At 52.5% G+C, this 24,786-nt stretch carries 18 protein-coding genes; 6 read left to right on the top strand and 12 right to left on the bottom strand.

What is annotated here, in order from left to right:
• Nucleotides 1-36 precede the first annotated feature (36 nt).
• From AB2U10_RS06835 to AB2U10_RS06800, 8 genes are all read right to left on the bottom strand, one after another.
• Nucleotides 37-1,392 (bottom strand): MFS transporter, encoded by a 1,356-nt coding sequence (locus AB2U10_RS06835; RefSeq protein WP_367913604.1) that lies wholly within the window; start codon nt 1,390-1,392, stop codon nt 37-39.
• Nucleotides 1,393-1,396: 4 nt separating this feature from the next.
• The gene (locus tag AB2U10_RS06830) at nt 1,397-2,041 is read right to left on the bottom strand and encodes a beta/alpha barrel domain-containing protein (protein ID WP_367913603.1); all 645 of its coding nucleotides are present in this window, start codon (nt 2,039-2,041) and stop codon (nt 1,397-1,399) included.
• Nucleotides 2,038-3,048, bottom strand: a complete 1,011-nt coding sequence (locus tag AB2U10_RS06825) for a PfkB family carbohydrate kinase (protein ID WP_367913602.1) — start codon at nt 3,046-3,048, stop codon at nt 2,038-2,040. Before AB2U10_RS06825 ends, AB2U10_RS06830 begins: the two co-directional genes overlap by 4 nt.
• A gap of 3 nt (nt 3,049-3,051) precedes the next feature.
• The gene (gene uxaC / locus AB2U10_RS06820) at nt 3,052-4,449 is read right to left on the bottom strand and encodes a glucuronate isomerase (RefSeq protein WP_367913601.1); all 1,398 of its coding nucleotides are present in this window, start codon (nt 4,447-4,449) and stop codon (nt 3,052-3,054) included.
• 178 nt (nt 4,450-4,627) lie between these two features.
• A complete protein-coding gene (locus AB2U10_RS06815) occupies nt 4,628-6,277 on the bottom strand; it encodes a UxaA family hydrolase (RefSeq protein ID WP_367913600.1) in 1,650 nt (549 codons plus the stop codon).
• A 13-nt stretch (nt 6,278-6,290) separates the two neighbouring features.
• Complete coding sequence (locus tag AB2U10_RS06810; RefSeq protein WP_367913599.1) at nt 6,291-7,799, bottom strand: tagaturonate reductase; 1,509 nt, start codon at nt 7,797-7,799, stop codon at nt 6,291-6,293.
• 4 nt (nt 7,800-7,803) lie between these two features.
• Nucleotides 7,804-8,217 carry a nuclear transport factor 2 family protein gene (locus AB2U10_RS06805; RefSeq protein WP_367913598.1) on the bottom strand — a complete coding sequence of 138 codons (414 nt, stop codon included), beginning with the start codon at nt 8,215-8,217 and terminating at the stop codon, nt 7,804-7,806.
• 97 nt (nt 8,218-8,314) lie between these two features.
• Complete coding sequence (locus AB2U10_RS06800) at nt 8,315-10,216, bottom strand: DUF4350 domain-containing protein (RefSeq protein ID WP_367913597.1); 1,902 nt, start codon at nt 10,214-10,216, stop codon at nt 8,315-8,317.
• 378 nt (nt 10,217-10,594) lie between these two features.
• On the opposite strand from AB2U10_RS06800, the gene pelA reads away from it, so the two are divergent.
• From pelA to lhpI, 6 genes are all read left to right on the top strand, one after another.
• On the top strand, nt 10,595-11,629 hold the full coding sequence (gene pelA / locus AB2U10_RS06795) for a pectate lyase (protein WP_367913596.1): 1,035 nt from the start codon (nt 10,595-10,597) through the stop codon (nt 11,627-11,629).
• Nucleotides 11,617-12,564 (top strand): pectinesterase family protein, encoded by a 948-nt coding sequence (locus tag AB2U10_RS06790; protein ID WP_493820330.1) that lies wholly within the window; start codon nt 11,617-11,619, stop codon nt 12,562-12,564. Before pelA ends, AB2U10_RS06790 begins: the two co-directional genes overlap by 13 nt.
• 30 nt (nt 12,565-12,594) lie before the next feature.
• Entirely contained in the window at nt 12,595-15,798 is a 3,204-nt protein-coding gene (locus tag AB2U10_RS06785; protein WP_367913594.1) for a SusC/RagA family TonB-linked outer membrane protein, read from the top strand.
• Nucleotides 15,799-15,802: 4 nt separating this feature from the next.
• On the top strand, nt 15,803-17,605 hold the full coding sequence (locus AB2U10_RS06780) for a RagB/SusD family nutrient uptake outer membrane protein (protein ID WP_367913593.1): 1,803 nt from the start codon (nt 15,803-15,805) through the stop codon (nt 17,603-17,605).
• Nucleotides 17,606-17,610: 5 nt separating this feature from the next.
• On the top strand, nt 17,611-19,158 hold the full coding sequence (locus AB2U10_RS06775) for a fibronectin type III domain-containing protein (RefSeq protein WP_367913592.1): 1,548 nt from the start codon (nt 17,611-17,613) through the stop codon (nt 19,156-19,158).
• 141 nt (nt 19,159-19,299) lie between these two features.
• On the top strand, nt 19,300-20,247 hold the full coding sequence (gene lhpI / locus AB2U10_RS06770; RefSeq protein ID WP_367913591.1) for a bifunctional Delta(1)-pyrroline-2-carboxylate/Delta(1)-piperideine-2-carboxylate reductase: 948 nt from the start codon (nt 19,300-19,302) through the stop codon (nt 20,245-20,247).
• 6 nt (nt 20,248-20,253) lie between these two features.
• On the opposite strand, the gene AB2U10_RS06765 is transcribed toward lhpI, so the two are convergent.
• The 4 genes from AB2U10_RS06765 to AB2U10_RS06750 form a co-directional block, all read right to left on the bottom strand.
• Nucleotides 20,254-21,000 carry a methyltransferase family protein gene (locus tag AB2U10_RS06765; RefSeq protein WP_367913590.1) on the bottom strand — a complete coding sequence of 249 codons (747 nt, stop codon included), beginning with the start codon at nt 20,998-21,000 and terminating at the stop codon, nt 20,254-20,256.
• A 188-nt stretch (nt 21,001-21,188) separates the two neighbouring features.
• On the bottom strand, nt 21,189-22,058 hold the full coding sequence (locus AB2U10_RS06760) for a cupin-like domain-containing protein (protein WP_367913589.1): 870 nt from the start codon (nt 22,056-22,058) through the stop codon (nt 21,189-21,191).
• A 308-nt stretch (nt 22,059-22,366) separates the two neighbouring features.
• Entirely contained in the window at nt 22,367-23,311 is a 945-nt protein-coding gene (locus tag AB2U10_RS06755) for a coiled-coil domain-containing protein (RefSeq protein WP_367913588.1), read from the bottom strand.
• Nucleotides 23,312-23,393: 82 nt separating this feature from the next.
• Entirely contained in the window at nt 23,394-24,782 is a 1,389-nt protein-coding gene (locus AB2U10_RS06750) for a HAMP domain-containing sensor histidine kinase (RefSeq protein WP_493820326.1), read from the bottom strand.
• Nucleotides 24,783-24,786 lie beyond the last annotated feature (4 nt).

Below are 24,786 nucleotides of genomic sequence, written 5' to 3'. Positions count from 1 at the left end.
TTCCGGTATGCAGGAGGCCCTTTTCAGGGCCTCCGCTTATAATTCTACAAGCTTCATCCGGGGAACCAGCGTTTTCATGATCGTCCAGGCTACCAGGTACAGCACCGCACAGATGGTGAACATTATGGTATAGCCTGTTTCAATGTGCCCCAGGGCTTTGTAATGGTCGAAGAGAGCGCCGCCCAGCTTGGTGATGACCACCCCGCCCAGGCCGCCCGCCATACCGCCGATGCCCACCACCGAGCCTACTGCCTTTTTAGGAAACATGTCGGATACGGTAGTGAAAATATTGGCACTCCAGGCCTGGTGCGCCGATGCGCCCACGCCGATCAGCAGCACGGGGATCCAGTAGCTGATACCGCCCAGCGGCTGGGCCAGCAGCACCACCAGCGGGATAACCGCAATGGCCAGCATGGCCCGCATCCGGCCGTCGTAAGGGGTATAGCCTTTGTTGATAAAATACGTCGGGAAATACCCTCCGCCCACACTTCCGATCATGGTCATGCTGTACAGCACGGCCAGTGGAAGCATAATGCTTTCTCCCACCATATTGTACTGGTCTTTCAGGTAGGCCGGCAGCCAGAACAGGAAAAACCACCAGACGCCGTCGGTCAGGAATTTTCCGAAAGCAAATGACCAGGTCTGGGGAAACGTCAGGAGCCGGAACCAGCTGACCTTCTCTTCTCCCCCGGCGTTTTCCACCTCTTCCATTACGTCTGAATTGATATAGGCCAGCTCTTCTGCCGAAAGACGATGCTGCTTCGCGGGTTTTTCATAGAATATCCACCAGAAGATCAGCCATAAGAACCCGATCCCCCCCACGATCAGGAAAGAGGCCTCCCAACCCCAGTGTGACTCGATCCAGGGAACGGAAAGCGGGGCCAGCACGGCACCCACATTGGCTCCGGAGTTAAAAATACCGGTAGCAAAAGAACGTTCCTTTTTAGGAAAATACTCGGCTGTAGCCTTTATGGCCGCAGGAAAGTTTCCTGCCTCACCGAAGGCCAGCACCGCCCGTGAAAACATAAAGCCTACTACCGACACCGAAAATGCCGTAATGCCCGTCCATCCCAGCAGGGCCGACATGCTTTCTCCGATAGGAATAGCATACGCATGAATCACCGCACCCACCGACCAGATTATGATGGCCAGGGCATAGCCCCATTTGGTGCCCAGCTTATCTACCAGGCGACCGGCAAACAGCATGGAAATGGCATAGGTAAACTGGAATACGGCGGCTATATTGGCGTAATCGCTGTTAGACCATCCGAAGATCTCTTCCAGCTGGGGTTTCAATAAGCTCAGGACCTGCCTGTCGAGGTAATTGACCGTGGTGGCAAAAAACAGCAACGCACAGATGGTCCAACGGTACTTTCCGATGGTTTTTTCCATATTCTTATGTAAGGTTAAGGTTTGATTTTGTCCATTCAAAAAGTTGCGTCAGGGTTTGGGTAATTCTTTCAGGCTGCCCGGTATTCTTGAACAACTGTGATCCCAGGCCTACGGCGTTTGCACCGGCCGAGAACCATTCATGAAGGCTGGCCTCGGTAGGTTCCACGCCACCGGTCACCATAAGCTTAACACGCGGCATAGGCCCCCGCAGTGCCTTGATATACGCGGAGCCCAGTACATTACCCGGGAATATTTTTACCATTTCTGCTCCCAGAACGGTGGCCTGCTGAATCTCGGTGACCGTCATGGTGCCGGGAATCCACGGGATGCCGTTTTTACGGCACACCTCCCCTACTTCAGGCGTAGTGAAGGGTTGCACTACAAAGGCTGCCCCCGCATCAATGAACTGCTGCGCCGATTCACCGGTAGCAATGGTGCCGATACCTGTCAGCAGACCGGGGCAGTTTTTTCCCGCATAGCTGACCAGCTCACCAAACACTTCCAGTGCATTTTCGCCCCGGTTAGTGAATTCAAATACCCGTACACCGCCGTCATACGAGGCCTGGAGCACCTGTTTGCACGTTTCCGGATCAGCATGGTAAAAAACAGGCACCAGCGGGTGGGCCAGTAAAATTTCGGTTAAAGTCATTGCTCTATTCGTGTTAAAACATCTGTAACGGTCTGGCCCGAAGCATCTCCGTACTCGCGGAGCTTTCCGAATGCGGCGGAGGCGGCAAAATTAACGGTAGACCGGGCATCCAGGTTCCGGTAAAGCCCGTAGAGCAGCCCGGCCATAAAACAATCGCCGCTGCCCACCTTATCTACCACCCTGTCGGTATCAAATTCTTTCGAAACTACGAAATCTCCGCCGGAAAGCCAAGTCGCGTAATAATTTATCCCTTCCCGGCCTGCATCGAAGCGGAAAGTATTGGCCACGGCCTTCACTTTCGGGAACTTCTCCATAATCTGCCCCGATGTCAGCCTTGCCTGTTGTAAATAGTCTTCTTTACCGGCCCGGTTTTCTGCTACTTCCGGGTCGATATCCGTTCCGAGCAGCGTATGTGCCGCCCAGATATTCCCCATGATCACGTCACAGTATTGTACGATCTCCGGGACAATTTCTGCCGGGGCTTTCCCGTATTTCCATAACTTAGACCGGTAATTCAGGTCAAAGGTTACGGTGATCCCCCGCAAAGTTGCCTGACGGGCCGCTTCAGTGCACAAAGCGGCCACTTCCCCGTTCAATGCCGGGCTGATCGCGCTCAGGTGGAAGTACCTAACTCCTTCAAACAGGGCATCCCAGGCAATATCTCCTTTCTTCAATGCAGAAAATGACGAATGCGCCCGGTCATAGATCACGCCGGCGTTCTTCAGGTCGGCCCCCTGGGGCAGCATATAGATACCGATGCGGTCACCTGACCAGATGAGCTTCCCGGTACGTATGTTTTTTTCCCCGAGATAGGTTTCGATCTCCCTGGAAAGCGCGTTATCGGGCATGGCCGAACAATAGGCCACCGGAATCTGCCAGTTGGCCAGCGCCGTGGCCACATTCAGCTCGGCGCCGCCTACAAAAACGGGAAACGATGCCTCACGGATCCAGGTTCCGCCCAATTTCGGCGAAAGCCTCAGTAAAATTTCACCGAATGTCAGTACCATACCTTAAAAATTAAAAAACCGGGAAGCATTGTTGTAGCAGATATTCTGTACCACCTCACCCGTCCAGGCCAGGTCGTCGGGCAGTTCCCCGTTTTCAATGTCTTCGCCCAGGATATTGCACAGGATTCTCCGGAAGTATTCATGGCGCGGGAAGGAAAGGAAGCTCCGGGAGTCTGTCAGCATGCCGATGAAGCGCGAAAGCAGCCCCATGTTCGACAGTGCGTTGATCTGCCGGGTCATACCGTCTTTCTGGTCCAGGAACCACCAGCCCGAGCCAAACTGTACCTTACCGGCTACCGAGCCGTCGTTAAAGTTCCCGATCATGGTGGCGATCATCTCGTTATCGGCGGGGTTCAGGTTATAGATTACCGTTTTGGCCAGCTGGTTGTATTCGTCCAGCTTCCCGAGGAAGCGCGAGAGGGCTGCAGCCTGCGGGAAATCGCCGATGCTGTCCCAGCCGGTATCGGGCCCCAGCTGGCGCATGGCCCGGCGGTTGTTATTGCGCAGGGCGCCCAGGTGAAACTGCTGGGTCCAGCCCAGCTCAGCGTACATGACGCCCAGCGCGTGCAGGATAGCCGATTTGTATTCAAGCGCCTCAGCCGTGCTCAACGACTGCCCGGCCCGCACCTTCTTCACGGCCTTATCGGCCCCTTCTTCCGTAAAATCAATGGCAAAGATCTGCTCCAGCCCGTGGTCAGACAGGCGGCAGCCCAGGGCGGCAAAATCACGGGCCCGCTGCGCCAGCGCTTTTTTGATGGTCTCAAACGAATCGATCCCGAACCCAACGATAGCACCCAGCCTTTCCAGGTAAGACAGGAAGTCCGGGTTATCGATCAGGATAAATTTATCGGGGCGGAAGGTGGGCAGCATTTTCAGCTCATTTCCTTCCGCAGCGTAGGCCTTGTGGTGCTCGAGGGAGTCGAGCGGGTCATCTGTGGTACAGACCACTTTTACGTTCATCTTTTTCAGCAGGTTCCGGCAGGAGAAATCTTTCTCCCGGAGCAGCTCTGAAGAACGCTTGTAGATGTCCGGGGCAGACTTCCCGTTCAGCACCTCACCGATCCCGAAATAGCGCTGGAGCTCGAGGTGGGTCCAGTGGTATAAAGGGTTTCGCAACGTATAAGGAACGGTTTCTGCCCATTTCTGAAATTTCTCTTCGTCACTCCGGTTACCCGTGCAATACGACTCATCGATACCGTTGGTTCGCATAGCCCGCCACTTGTAGTGATCGCCGTATAACCAGGCCTGGCTTATGTTGTCAAAGTTGGTATCGTTGGCAATCTGGTCCGGCGGAAGATGGTTGTGGTAATCGATGACCGGCATCGCCTTTGCAAACTCATGGTAAAGAGTTTCCGACGTCTTATTGGTTAACAGGAAGTTTTCGTCAAGAAATTTTTTCATTTTTATACGATTTAACCGTACCCTTCGAAAAGCTCGAAGTGACGGTGATAAGGCTTCTTACAGAGGGGGTTCTCGACTTCGCTCGAACTGACAGGAACCGTCGCCACTTGTCAGTTCGAGCGAAGTCGAGAACCGAGCGAAGTCGAGAACCGGGCGAAGTCGAGAACCCCACTAAAAATTACAAAGACACCCCCCGTTTCCACGGAATAAAGTCTTCCTGGGTATTTTTAACTGAAAAGGCTTCTGTTTCACCGCTTGCTACCCGGATCACATGATCGAGGATGCGCTCACCGGCTTCTTCAATGGTTTCTTCCCCTTCTATAATCGTACCCGTATTGATATCGATAATATCCGGCATTTTCCGGAAAAGTTTGGTATTGGTGGCCAGCTTGATCACCGGAACAATGGGGTTACCCGTAGGCGTACCCAGGCCGGTGGTAAACAGCACAATATTGGCCCCTGAGCCTACTTCTGCCGTGGTCGACTCCACATCATTTCCCGGCGTGCAAAGCAGCGTAAGGCCGGGCCGGGTCACTTTTTCCGGGTAATCGAGTACATCGGTCACGGGCGAGGTACCGGCTTTTTTGGCCGCTCCGGCCGACTTGATGGCATCGGTGATCAGGCCGTCTTTGATGTTACCGGGCGAAGGATTCATGTAGAATCCCGAGCCTACCTCTTCCGCCCGCCGGTTATAGACGGTCATCAGGTGATTGAATTTTTTGGCCAGCTCTTCGGTCACGCAGCGGTTGCTCATTTCCTGCTCTACCCCGCACAGCTCAGGGAATTCAGCCAGGATCACCGAGCCGCCGAGCGCCACCACCAGGTCAGAGGTGTAACCGATGGCCGGGTTGGCGGAAATGCCGGAAAAGCCGTCTGATCCGCCGCATTCCAGCCCGATCACCAGCTTGGAAAGCGGGGCGGGCTGACGGGTAATTTTATTGGCTTCAATCAGTCCGGCAAATGTTTCTTTAATGGCCGCGCTGACCAGGGCTTCTTCTGTTCCCATTTCCTGCTGTTCAAAAAAGAGCACCGGCTTATGGGCGCCGCCTCTTTTTTCTATTTCTTCCTGCAGCATGGCGTACTGGGCATTCTGGCAGCCCAGGCTCAGCACGGTAGCCCCTGCCACGTTCGGGTGGGTAACGTATCCGGCCAGCAGGCCGCAAAGCGCCTGTGCATCCTGGCGTGTTCCGCCGCAACCCATGTCATGCACCAAGAATTTCACCCCGTCTACATGGGGGAAGATCCGCTGGGCCGCATCTGTATTGCCGGAAGGGGCCACGTCGGCATTCAGGATTTCCTCCACGGTTTTACCGGCCCGGTAAAGGTCGATCAGCTGCTCGGTCTGCCGGTGATATTTATCGTGCCGGGCATAGCCCAGCTGGTCGGTCAGGGCATTTTTCATCACCTCCAGGTTCCGGTTCTCGCAAAAGACCATCGGGAGAACAATCCAGTAGTTCCCCGTACCCACCGAGCCGTTGGCCCGGTGATAGCCCATGAAGGTACGGCCTTCAAACCGCGAGGTATCGGGCTTTTGCCAGTCGGTTTTCCGTTCGCCCACTGTAAAATCGGCCGATGCGTGCTTCACATTGAACACGTTGATCCACTCTCCTTCTTCAATTACCGCCTGGGCCTTGCCTACCAGCACGCCGTACATGATGATCTCGTCACCCGCTTCAAATCTTCTCTCCGCAAATTTGTGCTTTGCGTCAATATCCGACCGAAGTGTAAACACTTTCCCTTCAAAGGTGATCTCTTCCCCGGCTTTCAGGTCGGTCAGTGCTACGATGACGTTATCACCGGGGTGAACCTTCAGAACTCTTCTTTTCATTGTATTTGCCCAATTAATTAATGACCTGCCTGATCAGGTACCGCGCCCCGTGGCGATTCAGCACATCGAGGCTTGCCGCTACGGCCTCCTCCAGTCCTTTTATCTCCCGCAGGTCGGTACCCCAGAAGTCGGTGCGGCCCAGTACGCTGCCGGCCAACGGCTTTTCCTTATACAATTGTTCAAACACCCCCGCCTGTTGGTCCTGGAGCAGGTACCTTGTTCCGTTAAACTCTCCGTAGTGGCGGCCATCGCGTTCTGCCGGCGCACCGGCCGGCTTCATGAAACGGATATACGCTGCCAGTCCGGCTGCCATGTATTTCGGAACGGCCCCGTTCTTCCGGTAATATTCCTGTAGCAAAGATACCACGCGCATTTCTATTTTCTGCGTATAATTAAGGGTGATATTTATCCAGAAATGCTCAATAAACGGGTTTTTAAACCGGTCAATCACCTGCCTGCCGAAAGCTTCACTTTCTTCCCTGCTCAATTCATAGGGAATAGACGGCACAATCTCCTTAAACATCAGCTCGCCCAGGAAAGCGGAAAAGTCCGCATCGTTCATGGCTTCTTTGACAGTGGCAAACCCGGCCAGGTAAGCCAGGCCGCAGGTCAGTGTGTGCGTACCGTTCAGAAGGCGCAGCTTAAGCTCCTTGAAACGGGTGATATCAGGCTCTACAAAAGCACCGGCACCTACCTGCACAAAGCTCAGCTTTTCCGCCACTTTTTCATTGCCTGAGATGGCCCAGAGCGTGTACGGCTCCGACATGATGCAAAGCGGGTCTTCATAAGGCAGGTCACGCCGGATCTCTTCGGCCAGCTCTCCTTTGGGCGCTCCCGGCACGATCCGGTCAACCAGTGAGTTGCAGAATGTATTGTGCTTTTCCAGCCACGACAGGAAGGCGTCGTCCAGGCCGTTAAAACGGGCCAGGTCCAGGATGATCTTTTTCAGCTTGTCGCCGTTGTCGCTGATGAGCTCGGTGGGCACAATCACCAGTCCCCGGTTTTCATCTCCCCCGTAATGCCGGTACCTGTGATACAGCACAGCCAGAAGCTTGCCGGGGAAAGAGGCCGGTACACCCCCGGAAACCCGTTCTTCCACGGGCACAATGCCCACTTCAGTGGTGTTGGAGATCACTACTTCCAGCGATTCACTTTCGGCAAAGGCCAGGATCTCTTCCCACTGCACCGCAGCAGCCAGCACCCGGCTCACAGCCGTATTGATCACATTTTCTTTCACCAGGCGGTCTCCCGCAATTCCCCGCACACAAACGGTATACAGGTTATCCTGTCCGGCAAAGGCATCGGTTCCGCCCTGGCCGGTACTTTTTACAATGACGATCCGGCCGTTAAAGATACCCGCCTTATTGGCCTGGTCAATGATAAAGTCAGGCAATGCCCGGAGCAATACGCCCGTACCGAACTGCAATACTTTTTCCGGCAGGTTCAAAAGTTTCTCTGCCGGCACCGGACCGGTGAGCCACTGCGGGTTATCCGACAGAAGTTTTCCTGATAGTACATTCATGCGTTTACGGTAGTTTTACGGCCTGGCGGGCCAGGAGCTTCCAGCCTGCTTTTTCTTTGACCCACACCAAAACAATGTGCAGCCGGATAGAGCCGGCCACCCCGCCGTCAAAGGTATCGGCTTCCAGGGTATGCCTGACCACCGCCGTAGTACCGGCCACGGTTATTTTCTGGTCTTTTAACGTTATCTTCCGGAAATCGGACCGGCCGCTGACCAGCGTTTCAATAAATTCTTTCCGCGACTCCACCTTGCCGCCGGAGTGCCCGTAGCTGAGCTCTTCATGGGTAATGTTTTCCAGACCTTTCTGATTGGGGGTGATCATCAGCACCCTGAGCTGTTCTGTTGCTTGCTCCACTTCTTGCTGCGGAGTACCCGGTACGTTCATAAACAGGAGAATAAAGCTTACTATTAATTTCATCGACGTATAAATTATTCAAATTTCAGGAATTAAATCGCGGTCCGGTAGCTTTTTGACTGATAAATCTACGCAATCGTTTTCGGTAACGTTTTCAGACCTACTTCAGCATCCAGTGGCTCAGGTCACGCAGGGCCTGCATGTTCTCAAACTCAGGACCAATGATGCGGCCGTCTACATATTCATTGTACAGCCAGGGGTCGCCGATGACAAAAACCCGGCCTTTGCCATAAGCCGAAACAGCCATCACACTATCTTCTCCTTTCTTCACCAGCGCCCTGGCCGGCGGGGTGACATCCAGGGTTACGATCTCCTTGGCATATACTTTACGGGTATTCCCGAAGACCTCATTGCCCGGTTCAATGTATACCGCCGCCTTTTCGTAATCTTTCCCGTCAGGAATAAAATTGATATTCTTATCGGTGAAACGGATGCCAAAGGCCCCGGCCAGCTCATTAAAGCGCGGGATCTCACAATTGGAGGTGTCATTGGCCAGCAGCACCAGCGTTCCCCCGTTCCTGACCCATTCCCGGATGGTTTTAATATGTTCCGCCCCTATATAATTGGGAGCGGCAGTTTCTTTGGGCGTATCCGGATCCACGATAACATAGACCTGCGCATTTTTCAGGTTCCCGGCAGAGGGAGCCTCCCGGAGCGCGGTGGTTTTTGCGCCCAGGTCATTCAGCACCTGTCCCCAGATCCAGAATCCCGAGTGCATCCGGTCTTCCCAGGTGTAGTGAAACTGCTCGGTATTCCCGTTCAGATCTTTCCGGAATTCCCGGTTAAAGTAGTAATCGAGCGCCACTGTTTTGGGCTTCAGCGCCTGCCTTTCAGCGGCTGCTTCGATTTCCAGGCTGGCAAAGATGAAGGGTCCGAGGCCTTTCAGGTCATTCTTCCGCACGGGCTCGCTGATGTAATAGTCAAAGCTGCCGTCGCGGTAGGGGTTACCGCCCAGTCCGCCCACGCTCACCGTACGGTTCAGGCTCAGGCTACCGTCTTTTTCTTTCTCTATAAATTCTCTCAGCATCCCTTCATAGCCTTTCCGGGCATTTTCCAGGTATTTCGCCGGGATATACCCCATGCGGACGGCCTTGGCCAGGGTATACACAAACATGCCCGAAACAGAAGCTTCCCGGTAGTTACCTTTTCTTTGGGGTAAATCCAGGATCTGGTACCATACGCCTGATGCGCTGTCCTGGTAACGGGCAATGACCGGGGCCAGGCGTTGCAGGTATTTTACCAGCTCGTTTCTCTTCGGGTGCTCTGCCGGGAAATAATCGAGCACATCCACCAGGGCCATGGCATACCAGCCCATTGCCCTGCCCCAGAAATGCGGCGAAACGCCCGTTTTCTTATCGGCCCAGGCCTGCTCACGGCTTTCATCGTAAGCATGGTATATCAGCCCGGTTTTAGGGTCTGCCGCATGTTTTTCAATCAGCTCAAACTGCCGGAAGATATCGTCGAAATGTTCGGGCCGGTTAAAAACCCGGCTGTATTCAGCAGCAAAAGGCTCGGCCATGAACAGGCCGTCAAGCCACATCTGGTTGGGATAACGTTTCTTGTGCCAGTATCCGCCTTCCCGGGTCTTCGGCTGGTTCTCCAGCTGTTTCCAGAGCAGGTCAGCTGCCTGCCTGTACTTTTCTTTCTTCGGCAACGACTGCTGGTACAACATCAGCAGCGCTCTTCCCGGCGGAACATTATCGAGGTTAAAATCGTCGTATTTGTAGGTAGCTATGCTGCCGTCTTCCTTTACATACAGGTCTGTTTCCTTTTTGATATAGTTAAAGTACCGGGCATCTCCCGTCTTCACCCACACTTTTTCCAGGGCTTTCAGCATAAGTCCCTGCTCATAATCCCAACGGGCCGGCCTGGTTTCAGCTACCCGGATGGAATCAGGATGGGCTTTCATAAACGAATCGGCCATCTGAACCGAATAAGGCTGCTGGGCAAAGGCTGCCGGTGCTGCCAGGAGTAAAAAGAAGAAGAAGAATGTTTTTTTCATATATATACTATGTTCAACTGCCTGCAAAAGCTTCGTTATGGAAAGCACCGGAACAATTCCGATTTTAATAATAGAAAGAAAATAAGGTAATAAAAGAATAAAACCACCAAAATAATTACGGGAACGTTTCCGAAAAAGGCAAAAAAATAACAAAATTGTACTATTTCAATATTTAAAAGTAATAATACGCTTTTCACTTCAGGGCCCTGCAGGTTCACAAAAAAACCGTTTCCGGCAAAAACGGGGTGTTTCCCTTTCCCGTATTATCAAATCGGCAACGTTACCGATAACGTTGCCGTTAAAAAAACCAATAAGTTCTTTGTTTATTTCAATTTACTACAGCATTCTTGCCTCTGCAAACCACCTGTTTCAAGCCAGATGAACATACCTTTGATATATGTTTTTATTGTACTTTTCAGAGCAACCGGTTACAACGATGTTCCCGCTCAGGAAAAAACGGACGCCGTAGCGGAAAGAATACTGGTCTACCAGCGCGAAAACGGCGGCTGGCCACAGCCCGGCGGTGACCCCATTAATTACGGGAAAGAGCTCACAAAAGAGCAAAAAGATAAGATACAAAACGACAGGAAGAAGTCAGATACCACCATAGACGACCAGGCCACTACCCGCGAGATCAACTACCTGGCAGAAGCCTATACCCGTACCGGCAATACAAAATACCTGGCGGCAGTAGAAAGGGGTGTAGACTACCTGCTGAAGGCCCAATATCCTTCAGGCGGCTGGGGACAGTTTTTCCCGGATACCACCGGCTACCGGAAACACATTACCTTTAATGACAATGCTATGGTTTGTGTATTGGAAGTGATGCGGGAAGTGGCCGGCCGGCAAGACGGATTTGCCACTCTGCAGCCCCGTCAGGCACAAGCAGCTCAAAAAGCCATTGACCGGGGCGTACAATGCATCCTGAAATGCCAGTACATCCAGAACGGAACCCTCACCGTATGGTGTGCCCAGCACGACCGCGACACCTTCCTGCCGGCCAAAGCACGGGCTTTTGAGCTCCCCTCGCTGAGCGGTTCCGAAAGCGTGGGTATCGTACGGTTCCTGATGGGTATTGAAAATCCGGGTCCCGAAATCAGGAAAGCCGTAAATGCAGCCGTAGCCTGGTTTGAAAAAGCGAAAATCCGGGATATGGATACCCGGCTGGTTCGCGACGAAAACGGCAAAGCCATTGACCGGGTTATTTTCCCTTCTCCCGGCAAAGTGATCTGGGCCCGGTTTTATGACCTGGAAACCAACCGGCCTTTCTTTACCGGGCGCGACAGTCAGCCCAAAGCCGACCTGAAAGACATAGAACAGGAAAGAAGGGTGGGCTATTCTTATTACGGAAATTACGCCGAAAAACTTTTAACCCGTGAATACCCGAAATGGAAGCAAAAATGGGACATCTGATCTGCATCTTCCTGCTTGTCTTTACCCGGCAGGCAGCGGCACAACCCTACGACTTCGTAGTGGCAGCTGACGGCTCCGGGCAGTTCAGAACGGTGCAGGAAGCCATTAATGCCGTACCTGACTTCCGGAAAAACACCACCACCATCTTCATTAAGCGGGGTGTTTATAAGGAGAAGATCGTTCTGGCCGGGTCCAAGACCAACGTGGTGCTGATCGGCGAAAGCCCGGAAAATACGGTTCTCACCTTTGATGATTTTGCTACGAAGAAGAATATTTTCGGGGAAGAAACAGGCACCACTGGTTCGGCATCGTTCTATGCTTTCGGTGAAGGCTTCTCCGCTAAAAATATCACGTTTCAGAATACGGCAGGGCCCGTAGGCCAGGCGGTGGCCCTCTGGATCAAAAGTGACAAATCAGTTTTTGAAAACTGCCGGTTCCTGGGCTTCCAGGACACCCTGTATACATTCGGGCCAGACAGCCGGCAGTACTACAAAAACTGCTATATTGAAGGAACCGTCGATTTCATTTTCGGTCCCTCCATAGCCGTTTTCGAAAATTGCACCATCCATTGTAAAGGAAAAGGCTATATCACCGCAGCCTCTACCTACCAATGGAGGCCCTACGGCTATGTTTTCAAAAACTGCAAAATCACCGGCGAAGCAGCTGAAACCCACTTCCTGGGCCGGCCCTGGCGGCCTTTCTCCCGCGTGGTTTTCCTCCAATGCGACCTGGGGCCGGTGATCCGGAAAGAAGGCTGGGACAACTGGCGGAACCCGGCCAATGAAAAAACCGCTTACTATGCCGAGTTGGGTAACACCGGTGCAGGCAGTGATACGGCTGAGCGGGTGGCGTGGGCCCGGCAGCTCACCGCAGAACAGGCCGCCGATTACACCCTGGCAAAAATTTTCGGGGACTGGACTCCCGCTTCATTGTAAAAAATAACAAAGCAATTTAACCTTACATGTATGAGTAAATGTATCTCCTTTAAGAACCCGGTGTCGCAATGGCTTTTGCTCTTTGCGGTACTCTTTTCCTATTCCGCTTTCTCCCAGTCGGGGGTCAGCGGAACAGTAACGGGGGCCGATAATGAAACCCTGCCCGGGGTAACCGTCCGGGTAAAAGGGGGAACCACCGCTACGGCCACCAATGCCGACGGCAAATACCAGATCGCCGCTTCTTCAAAAGCCGTCCTGGTGTTCTCCTTCCTCGGAATGAAAACACAGGAAATAGCCGTTAACGGCAGGTCAGTAGTGGATGTAACCCTGGAAAACGACGAAAACACCCTGAACGAGGTAGTGGTATCGATCGGTTACGGAAGCGTACGTAAGAAAGACCTGACCGGCTCGGTGGCCTCTATCGGCAGCGATAAGCTTAACAGCATCCCGGTGGCTTCCCCGATGGAAGCCATTGCCGGGCGCCTGGCCGGGGTACAGATTTCTACCACAGAAGGTTCTCCCGATGCCGAAATGCGGATACGGGTACGGGGTGGCGGCTCCATCACCGGCGATAATACCCCGCTGTTTATCGTTGACGGATTCCCGGTGGCCTCGATTTCTGACATTGCACCGGCCGATATTGAATCCATTGATGTGCTGAAAGACGCTTCCTCTACCGCTATTTACGGAGCCCGGGGCGCCAACGGGGTAATCATTATCAATACCAAAAGCGGCAAAGCCGGCAAAGTAAGCGTCAGCTTCAACAGCTACGGCGGTTTCCGGAAGCTGGCCAACCAGCTGGATGTGCTTGACCCTTACGACTACGCCCTGTGGCAATACGAAAGGGCGCTGCTCGACAACAGCCTTACCACCTACACCCGGTATTTCGGTAATTTCCAGGATATGGACCTCTACCGCGAAGTAACGCCCAACAACTGGCAGGAACAAACTTTCGGCCGTACCGGTTACATGTTCAATAACAACCTGAGCATTAATGGCGGAAGTGAAAAGACCCGGTACACGGTGAGCTACAACAACATCCGCGATAAGGCCATTATGCAGCTGTCGGGCTTCCAGCGGGATAACCTCACCTTCCGGATCAACAACCGTCCCTATAAAAATGTGGTGCTCGACCTCTCCCTCCGGTATTCCGACACCCGCATTGACGGCGGCGGCACCAACGAGCAGAATGCTTATTCTTCGGCCGACTCGCGCCTGAAATTTGCCATGATTTACCCGCCGGTACCGGTAGCAGGCCTTACGGGCTCAGACGATACCGATGAGGGCTTCAACCTCTTCAGCCCGATCCAGTCGCTCACCGATAACGACCGCTACCAGCAACGGAAAAACTATACCCTGAACGGAAGCATTGCCTGGAACCTCCTCCCGGCCATGACCCTGAAGGTAGAAGGCGGCCTCGACGATTACCGCAATACCGACAACCGCTTTTACGGTACCACCACCTACTACGTAAACAACGTGCCTTCGGCTGAAAACCAGGGCTTGCCCGCCATTTCGTTTGAAAAGCAGGCCCGCCAGTCGCTAAGAAATACCAATACGCTGAGCTATGACTTCAACCGGCTGCTGGGCAACGGTCACAAGCTTAATGTACTGGCCGGGCAGGAATACATCCTGACCACCCGCGAGGTCTTTACCTCCATCGTACACGGTTTCCCTAAAACCTTCACCTTTGATGACGCTACGAAGCTGTCGTCACAGGGCAATGCCAACTCTGTTGAAAATTACCTGAGCCCCGACGAAAAGCTGTTTTCTTTCTTCGGGCGTGCCAATTACGATTATCAAAGCAAATACCTGCTGACGGCCACTTTCCGCGCCGACGGCTCCTCGAAATTCTCAGAAGGCAACCGCTGGGGGTACTTCCCTTCCCTGGCTGCCGCATGGCGCATCTCGGCTGAGCCCTTCATGGCGCCGGCAGCCGGCTGGCTCGACGACCTGAAGCTGCGGCTCAGCTACGGTACGGCCGGTAATAACAACATTCCTGCCGGGCAAATGGCCCAGACCTTTAACGTGAGCACCACCACCTGGGTCAACGGCTTCAACAGCTTCTGGGCTGCCTCCAAAACCATGGCTAACCCTGATCTGAAGTGGGAAACCACCATTACCCGGAACATCGGTATCGACTTTGCCGCCCTAAACGACCGGCTGAACGGTACTATTGACGCCTACGTCAACTCTACCAAAGACCTGCTCATTCTCTTCCCTACCCCGGGCACGGGCTACGACAACCAGTACCGGAACATGGGCGAGACCCGTAACCGCGGGATTGAATTTACCGTAAACGGCGTGGCCGTTAAAAAGAAAGACTTTGAACTGAATATCGGCGCCAATATCAGCTTCAACCGGAACAAGATCATGTCACTCGGCCTTATGGAGAACTTCTACGGGGAATCGGGCTGGGCTTCTACCGAGATCGGTGCCGATTACTGGATAGCCAGCGGCGGATCGGTGGGCGAAATGTACGGCTATCTCAGCGACGGCCGGTACGAGGTTTCCGACTTCACCGGCTTTGACGCAGCCACCGGCCGGTGGATCCTCAAAGACGGCGTACCCGATGCCTCGTCTGTAGTAGGTACCCTGCGTCCCGGCAGCATGAAGCTGAAAAACATCACCGAAGGCGATAACGTGGTGAACGTTTCCGACCGTACCGTTATAGGCAACGCCAACCCCAAACATACAGGCGGCTTCAACCTGAGCGGGCGCTTCCGTGACTTCGACCTCTCGGCCATTTTCAACTGGAGCTATGGCAACGACATTTACAATGCCAACAAAATAGAATATACCTCTACCAGCAAATACCACTCCCGGAACATGATCGACCTCATGGCCAGCGGAAACCGCTGGACCAACCTCACGGCTGACGGCACCATCAGCAATGACCCGGCCGAGCTGGAAGCCCTGAACCGGAACACCACGCTGTGGTCACCGTACATGAGCCGGTTTGTATTCAGCGACTGGGCCGTGGAAGACGGTTCGTTCCTGCGGCTGAACACCCTGACCTTAGGCTATACCCTGCCGGTCAGCATCAGCCACAAGGCGAAAATAGAGAAGGTCCGCCTCTATGCTACCGGTTATAACCTGTGGCTGCTGACCAACTATTCCGGGTTTGATCCGGAGGTTTCCACCCGGAGGAAAACCCAGCTCACACCGGGAGTCGACTACTCGGCGTATCCGAAAAGTAAATTGTTTGTGGTGGGTTTAAATCTAAACTTTTGAATCGATGAAACGAATATTCTCAATAGCATTAATCATAATCCTTTCAGCCGGGCTAAACGCCTGTAAGGACATCCTGGAAGCTCCTACCCGGTCGTCGCTTGATGAGTCGGTGATCTTTTCCACCCCCAGCCTTGCCGAGGGGGCCATTGCCGGCGTGATCCAGTCGTTTGCCGAAACCAACTCTTACCGGGGCAGGTACCTGGTATTTTACGGCATCAACACCGACACCGAAGTTTACAACTCCGTTAAAAATACCACTTCGGAACAGGCGCGGCTTTCAAATTACAACACCAACGTGAACAACTCCCAGATGAATACGGATAACAACGCCTGGGCCAAGTTTTACGAAGGAATTGAGCGGGCCAACCTGGCCATCCGCGGCCTGAAAACCTATGGAAACGTGGAGCAGAACAAAGAGCTGGCCCAGCTGCTGGGCGAGATGCTCACCCTCAGGGCCGTGGTATACAGCGACCTCCTGAAGGGCTGGGGCGATGTGCCGGCCCGTTTTGAACCCGTTAATTCAGAAACGGTTTACATGGAAAGAGCTGACCGCGATGTGGTCTACAAGCAGCTCCTGGCTGACCTCGAAGAGGCTGCCGAACTCCTGGCCTGGCCCAATGAAACCGCCGTTACCCAGTCGGTAGAACGGGTCAACAAGGCATTTGCCAAAGGGCTGCGCGCCCGCCTGGCGCTGGCTGCCGGCGGTTACGGGCAGCGGAGCGACGGATCAGTCAGAAGAAGCACTGACCCCGACCTGGCCCCTGAAAAAATGTATGCCATTGCCAAAAAAGAATGCCTTGACGTGATCAACAGCGGCACGGCCCGCCTGCTGGGTTTTGAAGAAGTATTCAGGACCTTTGCTGCAGAAACCAACCGCGCCGGGCTGGAGTCGCTCTGGGAGATCCCCTTCAGCGAGGGCCGCGGCCGGGTGATCTTTGACCTGGGCGTAAAGCACGATGTGGTCAGCGATTACACCGGGCAGAACAAGGGCGGTACCAACGGCCCCAATCCCATCATGTACTATGAATACGACAAAGACGACGTTCGCCGCGACGTAACCTGCATACCCTACAAATGGGTAGCCAGCGCCTCTTCTCCGAAGGGCGTTCGCCAGGAGCCTAACAGCCTGGGTGCCTGGTATTTCGGCAAGTACCGCTACGAATGGCTGAACCGGAAGGTTACCTCTACCAATGACGACGGGCTGAACTGGATGTACATGCGCTACGCCGATGTGCTGCTGATGGCCGCCGAAGCCATCAACGAGCTCGATGGCCCTGCTGCCGCAGCCCCTTACCTAAAAATGATCCGCGACCGGGCCTTCCCCGGCCAGCCCCGGAAGGTAGCAGAGTTCATGCAGCAGGCTACGGTCAGCAAAGAGGCCTTCTTTAACGCCATAGTAGATGAAAGAGCATTGGAATTTACCGGCGAGATGCTGAGAAAAGCCGACCTCATCCGCTGGAACCTGCTGGGCACCAAGCTGGCCGAAGCCAGAACCAAGCTTCAGCAGCTGGATACCCGCCAGGGCAAATACGCCACCCTGCCGGCCAAAATCTACTATACCATCGCTTCCGATGGCGAAACAGCAAAGATATACGGGCTGAACTTCGGCGATACAGATGCTACAGGGGCTTCACTGGGATACGAATACAACAAAACCTGGACCCTGAACTCTTCTAACGATGCCGTCAAATACTGGGATGCCCTGTACCTCCGTAACCCGGATCAGCAACAATTCTGGCCGATCTGGCAGGTGTTCCTGGATACCAGCAACGGTAAGCTCACCAACGACGGTTATAATTTTAATTGATACTCATGAAAAAGAACCAACTACTCATCTATATCCTAAGCATGGCCCTGGCCCTGAGTTTTCAGGCCTGTGATGACCAGCTGGCCGATGAAATCACGGAGCTGAATGTCAGCCGCCTTTTTTCACCTACCAACGTGGAGGCCCGGATCGTCAACCAGACCTCCCTGCGTTTAACCTGGGCAGAAGTACGGCATGCCCGTTCGTACGCAGTACAGCTCTTTGAAGGAACGGGAACCTCAGGCAGCCCGGCCCTGACTTTTGACGGCATTACCCTCGAAGACCTGCCCTACACCGTACCCAACCTGAACGGCGAAACCCAATATACGGTACAGGTGAAGGCCGTAGGAGAAAACCTGGCCGACTCCAAATGGACAAGTGTGACCATTACCACAAATGCCGAGCAGCTGTTCCAGCCCGTGAGCCCGGATGACCTCAAAGCCACCGAAGTCACCCTCCGCTGGCCGGCAGGGCAGGCCGCCGACAAGATCGTGCTCACCCCCGGTAACCTGGAGCATACCCTCTCTGCAGCCGAAGTGACTGCCGGTGCAGCCACCCTCACCGGCCTCACAGGCGAAACCACCTATACCGCCAGGCTCATGCGCGGCAGCGGTACAAGAGGTACGGTTACGTTCACTACGCTGATCGACCTGGGCGGTGCCATTATCGTTTCTCCCGGTGACGACATCACCACCCTCTTCCAGAATGCCAAAGAAGGCGATGTTTTCGGCCTGCTGCCGGGAACCTACTCCTCAGGAGATATTGCCATAACGCGCTCAATCTCCATCAAAGGTGCCCGGCCCAGCGATAAGCCGGTTCTCAAAGGCACTATATTCCGGGTAAGCGACGGCGCCGGCCTGGAACTCAAAGACCTGAGCTTAGACGGAACCGGCTCGGCAGACGGTAACCAGACCATCATCTATGCCGCCGGTACCTTCGGCAACCTGGTCATAGACGGGTGTACCATAACCAACTATACCAAAGGAGCCCTCTACGTGAACAATGCCACGCTGATTGAGGCCGTGCTGATCACCAATACCGTCTATTCCAATATTGAGTGTAACGGCGGCGACTTTATTGATTTCCGGAACGGGCTGGCCCGCAGGTTTGATTTTATCAATAACACCGCCTATAACAGCGCGCTTGCCCGTGATTTCTTCCGGATGGATGGCGGTGGATCAACGAACTTCCCCGATGTGAAAAGCATCATCACCATCCGGAACAATACGTTCAACAATGTTTCGAACGGCAATAACCGGCGTATGCTCTACATCCGCCTGGCCAGCCACGAGATCTCCTTTGAGAAGAATATCCTGTCTAACACCCAGGGTTATTACACCAACCAGGCGTCAACCAACATTGTGAAATTTGACAAAAACAATTATTTCAATGCGCCTAACTTTACCGGCAGTACGCAATCGGGTGCTAAAAATGACGCCAGCGGCACACACACCAGCTACGATCCGGGGTATGCCAATGCCAATGAAGGCAATTTTAAAGTGAGCAATGAAGAACTGAAGTTCCAGGGGATAGGCGACTCCCGCTGGCTGAAATAACAGGGCGGCGTGCCCGGGCTTTTCACAGCCGCGGGCACGCTGAACTCCTGTTCACGAAAGTGAAGTTCTGCGCAGCTTTGGCTAAAAAACGGCCGGATCAATCCCATTTTTTCCCGATCTTTGGGATTTAAACGGTTCTATATGCACATTATACCCGACGAACAAATCGCCAGGAATCTCGGTTACGCCGGGCTGATCGAAGCCCTGCGCGCCATCTTCCTGTCAGACTACACCATGCCCCTGCGGCATCACCATTTCTATACAACCCCCGAAGGACACGAAAATACGCTTATTCTCATGCCGGTCTGGAACGATCAGTACATGGGCGTAAAGCAGGTAACGGTGGCGCCGGGTAATGCCGACCGGGGCATGCCTTCTATCTTTGCCCGGTATACCCTGAGCAATACGGTTACGGGAGAACCCCTGGCCATGATGAATGCTGCTGAAATTACCGCCCGCCGTACGGCCTGCACCTCCGCCCTGGCGGCTTCGTTCCTGGCCCGGAAAACGGCCGGACACCTGCTGGTAGCCGGTAGCGGGAAAGTAGCCCAACACCTGGTACAGGCTCATTCTGTAGTCAGGAATTTCCGGAAGATCAGCATCTGGGCCCGTAACCCGGCCAAAATGCACGGTATGGTCACTATGCTGGCACAGGAAGGCATACAGGCAGAACCCGTTGAAAACCTGGAAGCGGCGGCACGGTCAGCAGATGTGATCTCCTGTGCCACGCTTTCGGCCACCCCGGTGATCCGGGGAGAGTGGGTCAAGCCCGGTGCGCACCTGGATATGATCGGCTCACACAAGCCCGATACCCGCGAAACCGACAACGAGGCCATCCGGAAGAGCAGCATTTTTGTAGATTCACGAATGGGCGCCCTCCACGAAACCGGTGAGCTGGCCCTACCCATAGCAGAAGGCATTATTTCCGAAAAAGATGTGAAAGCAGACCTGGCCGGGCTTATCCGGGGCGTTCACCCGGGCCGGGAAAATGAGCAGGAAATTACCCTGTTCAAATCGGCCGGGCTGGCCGTGGAAGACCTGGCGGCCGCCCTCCTGGTATATCATAAATACCGGGAAGAGCACGGATGAAGCGACTTAACGGCCTGCTTCATCCAATACCTCTGTATACTTTTTTAAATATTTGAGTACCAGGTAGAGCGACAGCGAAGCGGCCGTTCCGTAAATAAAAAACATGTTATATTCGGCACGCCTTTCTCCTACTTCACCAATAACGTTAAAGAGCATAAATATAACGAAAACCGCCAGCAAACCGTTTTTCTCCTTTTTCATCACTTTTTTCCAGCTGAAGTGCATCTTATTGGTGCAAAAACCCGAAATCCGGGGAATAAAAGCCGGGGTTTTTTCGGCCCACTCCACGTAGGCCTGCCCGAATTTCCGTCTCAGAAACTGCTCTTCGGCATACATGATGCGCTCATAATACAGCCAGTAAAACAAAACAAAGGCCACGATAAACCAGGTGTTCTGCACCATCATGGCCGGCCCGAGCCACATGAAAAAATTGCCCAGGTATAAGGGATGCCTCACCAGGCTATAAATGCCGGTGGTATTCAGGGTATCGGCTACCTGGCCCTCCGTGGTATTGCGGCCCGAAGTTTTACCGGGGGTATGCCCTACCGTATAGATCCGGATAATCAGCCCCGCAAGACTTACGGCGAGGCAAATAAATTCATAGTAAAATTCAAAAGATTCATCTTCGGCAAGAGAAGCCGTTTCCTGTACATAATACACTCCCATTGCCATCAGCAAAACAGCAATCGGGAGAAAACTCCTGAATCTGAAAAGCCATAATCCTTCTTTTTCCAGTTCTTCCTGTAGCGCCATATTCCGTTAATTAGTTAGGTATAGCCCGAATATACAGAACAAAATCTGTAGAAAAACTGGAATTCAGGACATTACACCGGAGAAATTCAAAAAAAATACGATTTTCTTCCGGAAGAACAGCCAGCCATAAAACACAATACCGGGAGATGGTATTGATCATCCCCCGGTACTTCCTGGTATAAAAATAATTAGTTTTGGGCCCGCTTCGCAGCTGCCTTCTTCTTCCAGTTGAACCACTTGTCGCCCAGCAGCTTGTTGAGGATCTCATCAAGGTGGGTCATGATGCCTACCTGCCAGAAGCCCAGCAGGCGGTCTGATACGTGCGGACTCAGCGAGCGCACGGCAAAACCCAGCCCGGCGGTATTGTATTCAATGTGGTGCCAGTAGCCGGCCGGCATAAAGATGGTATCACCGGGGCCTATCTCGCAATCGTACCCTCTCACATCGGCCAGCCCGGGGTATTTATCAAAATCCGGGTTATTGACATCAATGGAGGTATGGGTAGAAAACGGATACTGATACAGTTTTTTAGAGTATTCGGGCGCAAACATGACCACGCGTTTTCTTCCCACCAGCTCGGTCAGGAACACACAGCTGTTATCCATATCGCGGTGAATACGGGTAATCGCTCCCTGTCCTCCGAAGAAAGCCAGGGGCAGGAATTCCACCACTTTATCGGCAATCTTAGGAAATTTAAAGTGATTGTGCAGCTCTTTTTTATGCTTGAATACATTAAACAGGAAGAGGCGCTTGGTGGTGGGCCTTTCCTGGATCAGGTCAAGGTACTCGCGGAATTTCATTTTTTTGCCGGCACTTTTGTATGAGCGGTCGTCTTTGCGCTCTTCCGACTCGTCGTCAAATACCCCTACCTCAATATCGCCGAGCTCGCGGGCAAAATAATCGAATGTCCATTGATACACCTGTGCGTCTTTACCGTACATATGCCTGATAATAACCGGCTTCTGGGGAATCATGTATTTCGTTTGAAACTCTTCCCGGCTTATGTTTTCTACCCGGTCCACGGGCATGCTTAAATCTATTGTTACATCTGTTGCCATACGATGATTATTTATCGGGTTTCGGAGATTTTGTGTTTTCGTAATTTTGTGTTTTGCGATCAAAGCATATTCTACCTTAACTTTTAACCGCAGCGGCGGACCGTTTTTAGCTTTTCACTTTTATCTGTTCACTGATCAACCGTTCAATTACTCTATAAACGCTTTTCCGCCGCTTTATTGTTCCGTAAACGCCTTAAAAGATTAGAATGATTATAAAGAAAAATTCCTGCATCGAAATTCAATGCAGGAATCTGATAGAACCCTATAAACCATTATGATATGTTATCTTTATAAACTCCTGATAATCTTTATTTTATCTGGAAGTTTCCTGTGCCTATCTTAAAGCCTTCCGAGTACAGTTCCACCGAGTATACTCCTGAGTTAAACTCCTGGCCTTTCTGGTAGTACATGGCTACCTCCTGGTCGTTATTGGTATACGGAACCGCCTGCCGCAGGGTATATCCTATTTCTTTTCCTGCAAAATCAAGCACACCGCCTCTGCCCATGTCGTTCAGCACCGCACCGTTCGGATCCAGGATTCTCAGGTATACATCCTTATTGGTTTTCTCGGTGAGCGGATTAGAAGGCAGGTGGTAGGTTACTTTCAGCTGGTCAATCCTTTTACTTTTGATTTTACCGTCTTTCTCTTTGCCCTTTGAGGTTAGTCCTACAATTTCAACATTAACGGCTTTCAAAGCGGCGGCTGTGTTTACTTTATCCTGCAGATCTTTGTTTTTGACAGACACTTCATCCACTACATGGGTGAGCGAGTCTTTGCTCTGCGAAAGCGCCACATTCTGGTTAATAACCTCCTCTTTTTCTGTTTTCAATGTCAGGTTTTCAGATGAAAGCAGGCCGTTTTCCTCCTTCAGCTTCATGATCTCTTCATCTTTTGCTGCCAGGAATTTCTCGTATTCTGCAATCTTATCGTTGTATTTTTTAGCAGAAAAGTTGGAAGATGACTTCAGGCTGGCGATATCTTTTTGCAGCTCTGCTTTGATCTTTTCCAGCTCTTCTACACTTCCGCCCAGCGATTCCACTTCGAGAATCTTGGCATCCAGTGCCCTGGAAATCGAATCCAGTCTTACTTTAGTATCTGACAATTCACCTACTTTGGTATCCAGCAACCCCTGAAGGTCTTTATTTTTAGATTGAGCATTAAAGTACAAATAACCAACCAATGCAAGCGCCGCCAGTAAAACGATCAATCCTGTTCTTAAAGCGCCCGAGTTATTTTGAGAAGTAGTTTCCATATTGTTTTATTCTCCTTTGTTTTGATGTTACAAAGTTGATACCTCTACCTTAAACCCGAATTAATCTCGAATTAAATTTGGCTTAAATTTCAGGAACCGGAAAAGTGAGCACAAAAGTGTTGCCGGATTCTGACGGCACAATAGTCAGCCTGATCCGGTGCAGCCTCAGGATCTGCTTTACAATAGCCAGCCCCACGCCGTGGCCTTTTTTACCTTTGGCGGTAGAGTCGGAGCGGAAGAAAGGTTCCAGGATTTTGGTGATGTCACCGGGGGGAATGGGTTTCCCTTCGTTATAGATCGTGATCAGCAGCTGGCCGGCCTCCGCATAAATTTTTACTTCGGCCTGCTGATTAACAGAAAACTTGCAGGCGTTGTCGAGCAGGTTTTTAAACACAATCTTCAGGGCGTCTTCGTTGGCCGGGTAGATCAGCACCTCCTCGTTCTCGGGAAATTCGTCCAGGTTGAGCAGAATTTCGTAGTCGGGGTTCCAGCGTTTGAACTCGGAAACGGCCGACATCAGGATCTCATCAATACGGAGATCCTTCTTGGGCAGCTCCCTGTCGTTTGCGCTGATGCTGGCCAGCTCCAGCAGGGCCTGGGTGAGATGGTTCAGCATGAGCGTATCGGAGCGGAGCGACATGATCTGGCTGTAATACTCGGGGTGGTCCCGGTATTTCATTTCCAGCAATTCAATCTGCGTAAAAATTTTGGTAAGCGGGTTTTTCAGCTCGTGCGAGATATTGGCCACAAACATCCGCTGGGTATTCACCGAGGTTTCTACCCGCTGCAGCAGCTTGTTAATGGTACGGGTGATAAACCCGATCTCGTCTTCGGTAAAGGGATATTCGATCCGTTGCGACAGGTTTTTCGGGAAGATCTGGTCAAGCTGCCGGGCAATCTTGGAAATGGGTGAAAGGGCCCTGTCGGCCATAAACCAGCTGATATAGGCAATAAACAGCAGGGCCACCAGGCTCAAGATCACCAGGATGTCGCGCAGGTTACCCAGCGCCTCCCGCTCATATACATCTTTGGCACTGATGATGACCCAGTATTTTTTGATCTTCAGCACGCAGATCTTCGATTTATTCCGCGAAATGTTGTTGACGTTCTTACTGGTATCGGCCGGGTTCAGAAAACTCCGGTGAAAGCCTTCTTTCAGGATATCGGTGGTAAAAACAAACATATTGCGCTGCGGATCGTAAATGGAGATCATCTCTTCGGTCAGCATACGCTCATCGCTGTTGCGCACCAGGTCCTGGATGGCCTTCTGATCGGCGCTGAGGGCAATTTTCAGCGAGGCCGTAATGATGGCCCTTTCCTGCAGGCCGTTGTAGAAACGGTTATTAAGGTAGAGCTTGCTGAAAAGATAAATACTGACCGAAAACAATAAAAAAAGTACGCTCACCAAAAGGAGGAACTGGAGAGTCAGTCGCTGCCGGATATTTAAGGTGGTCAGGAAGCGGGTCAACATAGGT

The sequence above is a fragment of the Leadbetterella sp. DM7 genome, from assembly GCF_040829825.2.
GTDB lineage: Bacteria > Bacteroidota > Bacteroidia > Cytophagales > Spirosomataceae > Leadbetterella.
This window is presented reverse-complemented; position numbering and strand designations above follow the sequence as displayed.

Bases quoted from the DNA above. Each gene is read 5' to 3' on its own strand.
- AB2U10_RS06810 (WP_367913599.1), bottom strand. From the start codon at position 7,799: ATGAATGTACTATCAGGAAAACTTCTGTCGGATAACCCGCAGTGGCTC.
- AB2U10_RS06800 (WP_367913597.1), bottom strand. From the start codon at position 10,216: ATGAAAAAAACATTCTTCTTCTTCTTTTTACTCCTGGCAGCACCGGCA.
- AB2U10_RS06750 (WP_493820326.1), bottom strand. From the start codon at position 24,782: ATGTTGACCCGCTTCCTGACCACCTTAAATATCCGGCAGCGACTGACT.
- AB2U10_RS06760 (WP_367913589.1), bottom strand. From the start codon at position 22,058: ATGGCAACAGATGTAACAATAGATTTAAGCATGCCCGTGGACCGGGTA.
- AB2U10_RS06780 (WP_367913593.1), top strand. From the start codon at position 15,803: ATGAAACGAATATTCTCAATAGCATTAATCATAATCCTTTCAGCCGGG.
- AB2U10_RS06815 (WP_367913600.1), bottom strand. From the start codon at position 6,277: ATGAAAAGAAGAGTTCTGAAGGTTCACCCCGGTGATAACGTCATCGTA.
- uxaC (WP_367913601.1), bottom strand. From the start codon at position 4,449: ATGAAAAAATTTCTTGACGAAAACTTCCTGTTAACCAATAAGACGTCG.
- lhpI (WP_367913591.1), top strand. From the start codon at position 19,300: ATGCACATTATACCCGACGAACAAATCGCCAGGAATCTCGGTTACGCC.
- AB2U10_RS06805 (WP_367913598.1), bottom strand. From the start codon at position 8,217: ATGAAATTAATAGTAAGCTTTATTCTCCTGTTTATGAACGTACCGGGT.
- pelA (WP_367913596.1), top strand. From the start codon at position 10,595: ATGAACATACCTTTGATATATGTTTTTATTGTACTTTTCAGAGCAACC.
- AB2U10_RS06790 (WP_493820330.1), top strand. From the start codon at position 11,617: ATGGGACATCTGATCTGCATCTTCCTGCTTGTCTTTACCCGGCAGGCA.
- AB2U10_RS06755 (WP_367913588.1), bottom strand. From the start codon at position 23,311: ATGGAAACTACTTCTCAAAATAACTCGGGCGCTTTAAGAACAGGATTG.
- AB2U10_RS06835 (WP_367913604.1), bottom strand. From the start codon at position 1,392: ATGGAAAAAACCATCGGAAAGTACCGTTGGACCATCTGTGCGTTGCTG.
- AB2U10_RS06825 (WP_367913602.1), bottom strand. From the start codon at position 3,048: ATGGTACTGACATTCGGTGAAATTTTACTGAGGCTTTCGCCGAAATTG.
- AB2U10_RS06765 (WP_367913590.1), bottom strand. From the start codon at position 21,000: ATGGCGCTACAGGAAGAACTGGAAAAAGAAGGATTATGGCTTTTCAGA.
- AB2U10_RS06785 (WP_367913594.1), top strand. From the start codon at position 12,595: ATGAGTAAATGTATCTCCTTTAAGAACCCGGTGTCGCAATGGCTTTTG.
- AB2U10_RS06830 (WP_367913603.1), bottom strand. From the start codon at position 2,041: ATGACTTTAACCGAAATTTTACTGGCCCACCCGCTGGTGCCTGTTTTT.
- AB2U10_RS06775 (WP_367913592.1), top strand. From the start codon at position 17,611: ATGAAAAAGAACCAACTACTCATCTATATCCTAAGCATGGCCCTGGCC.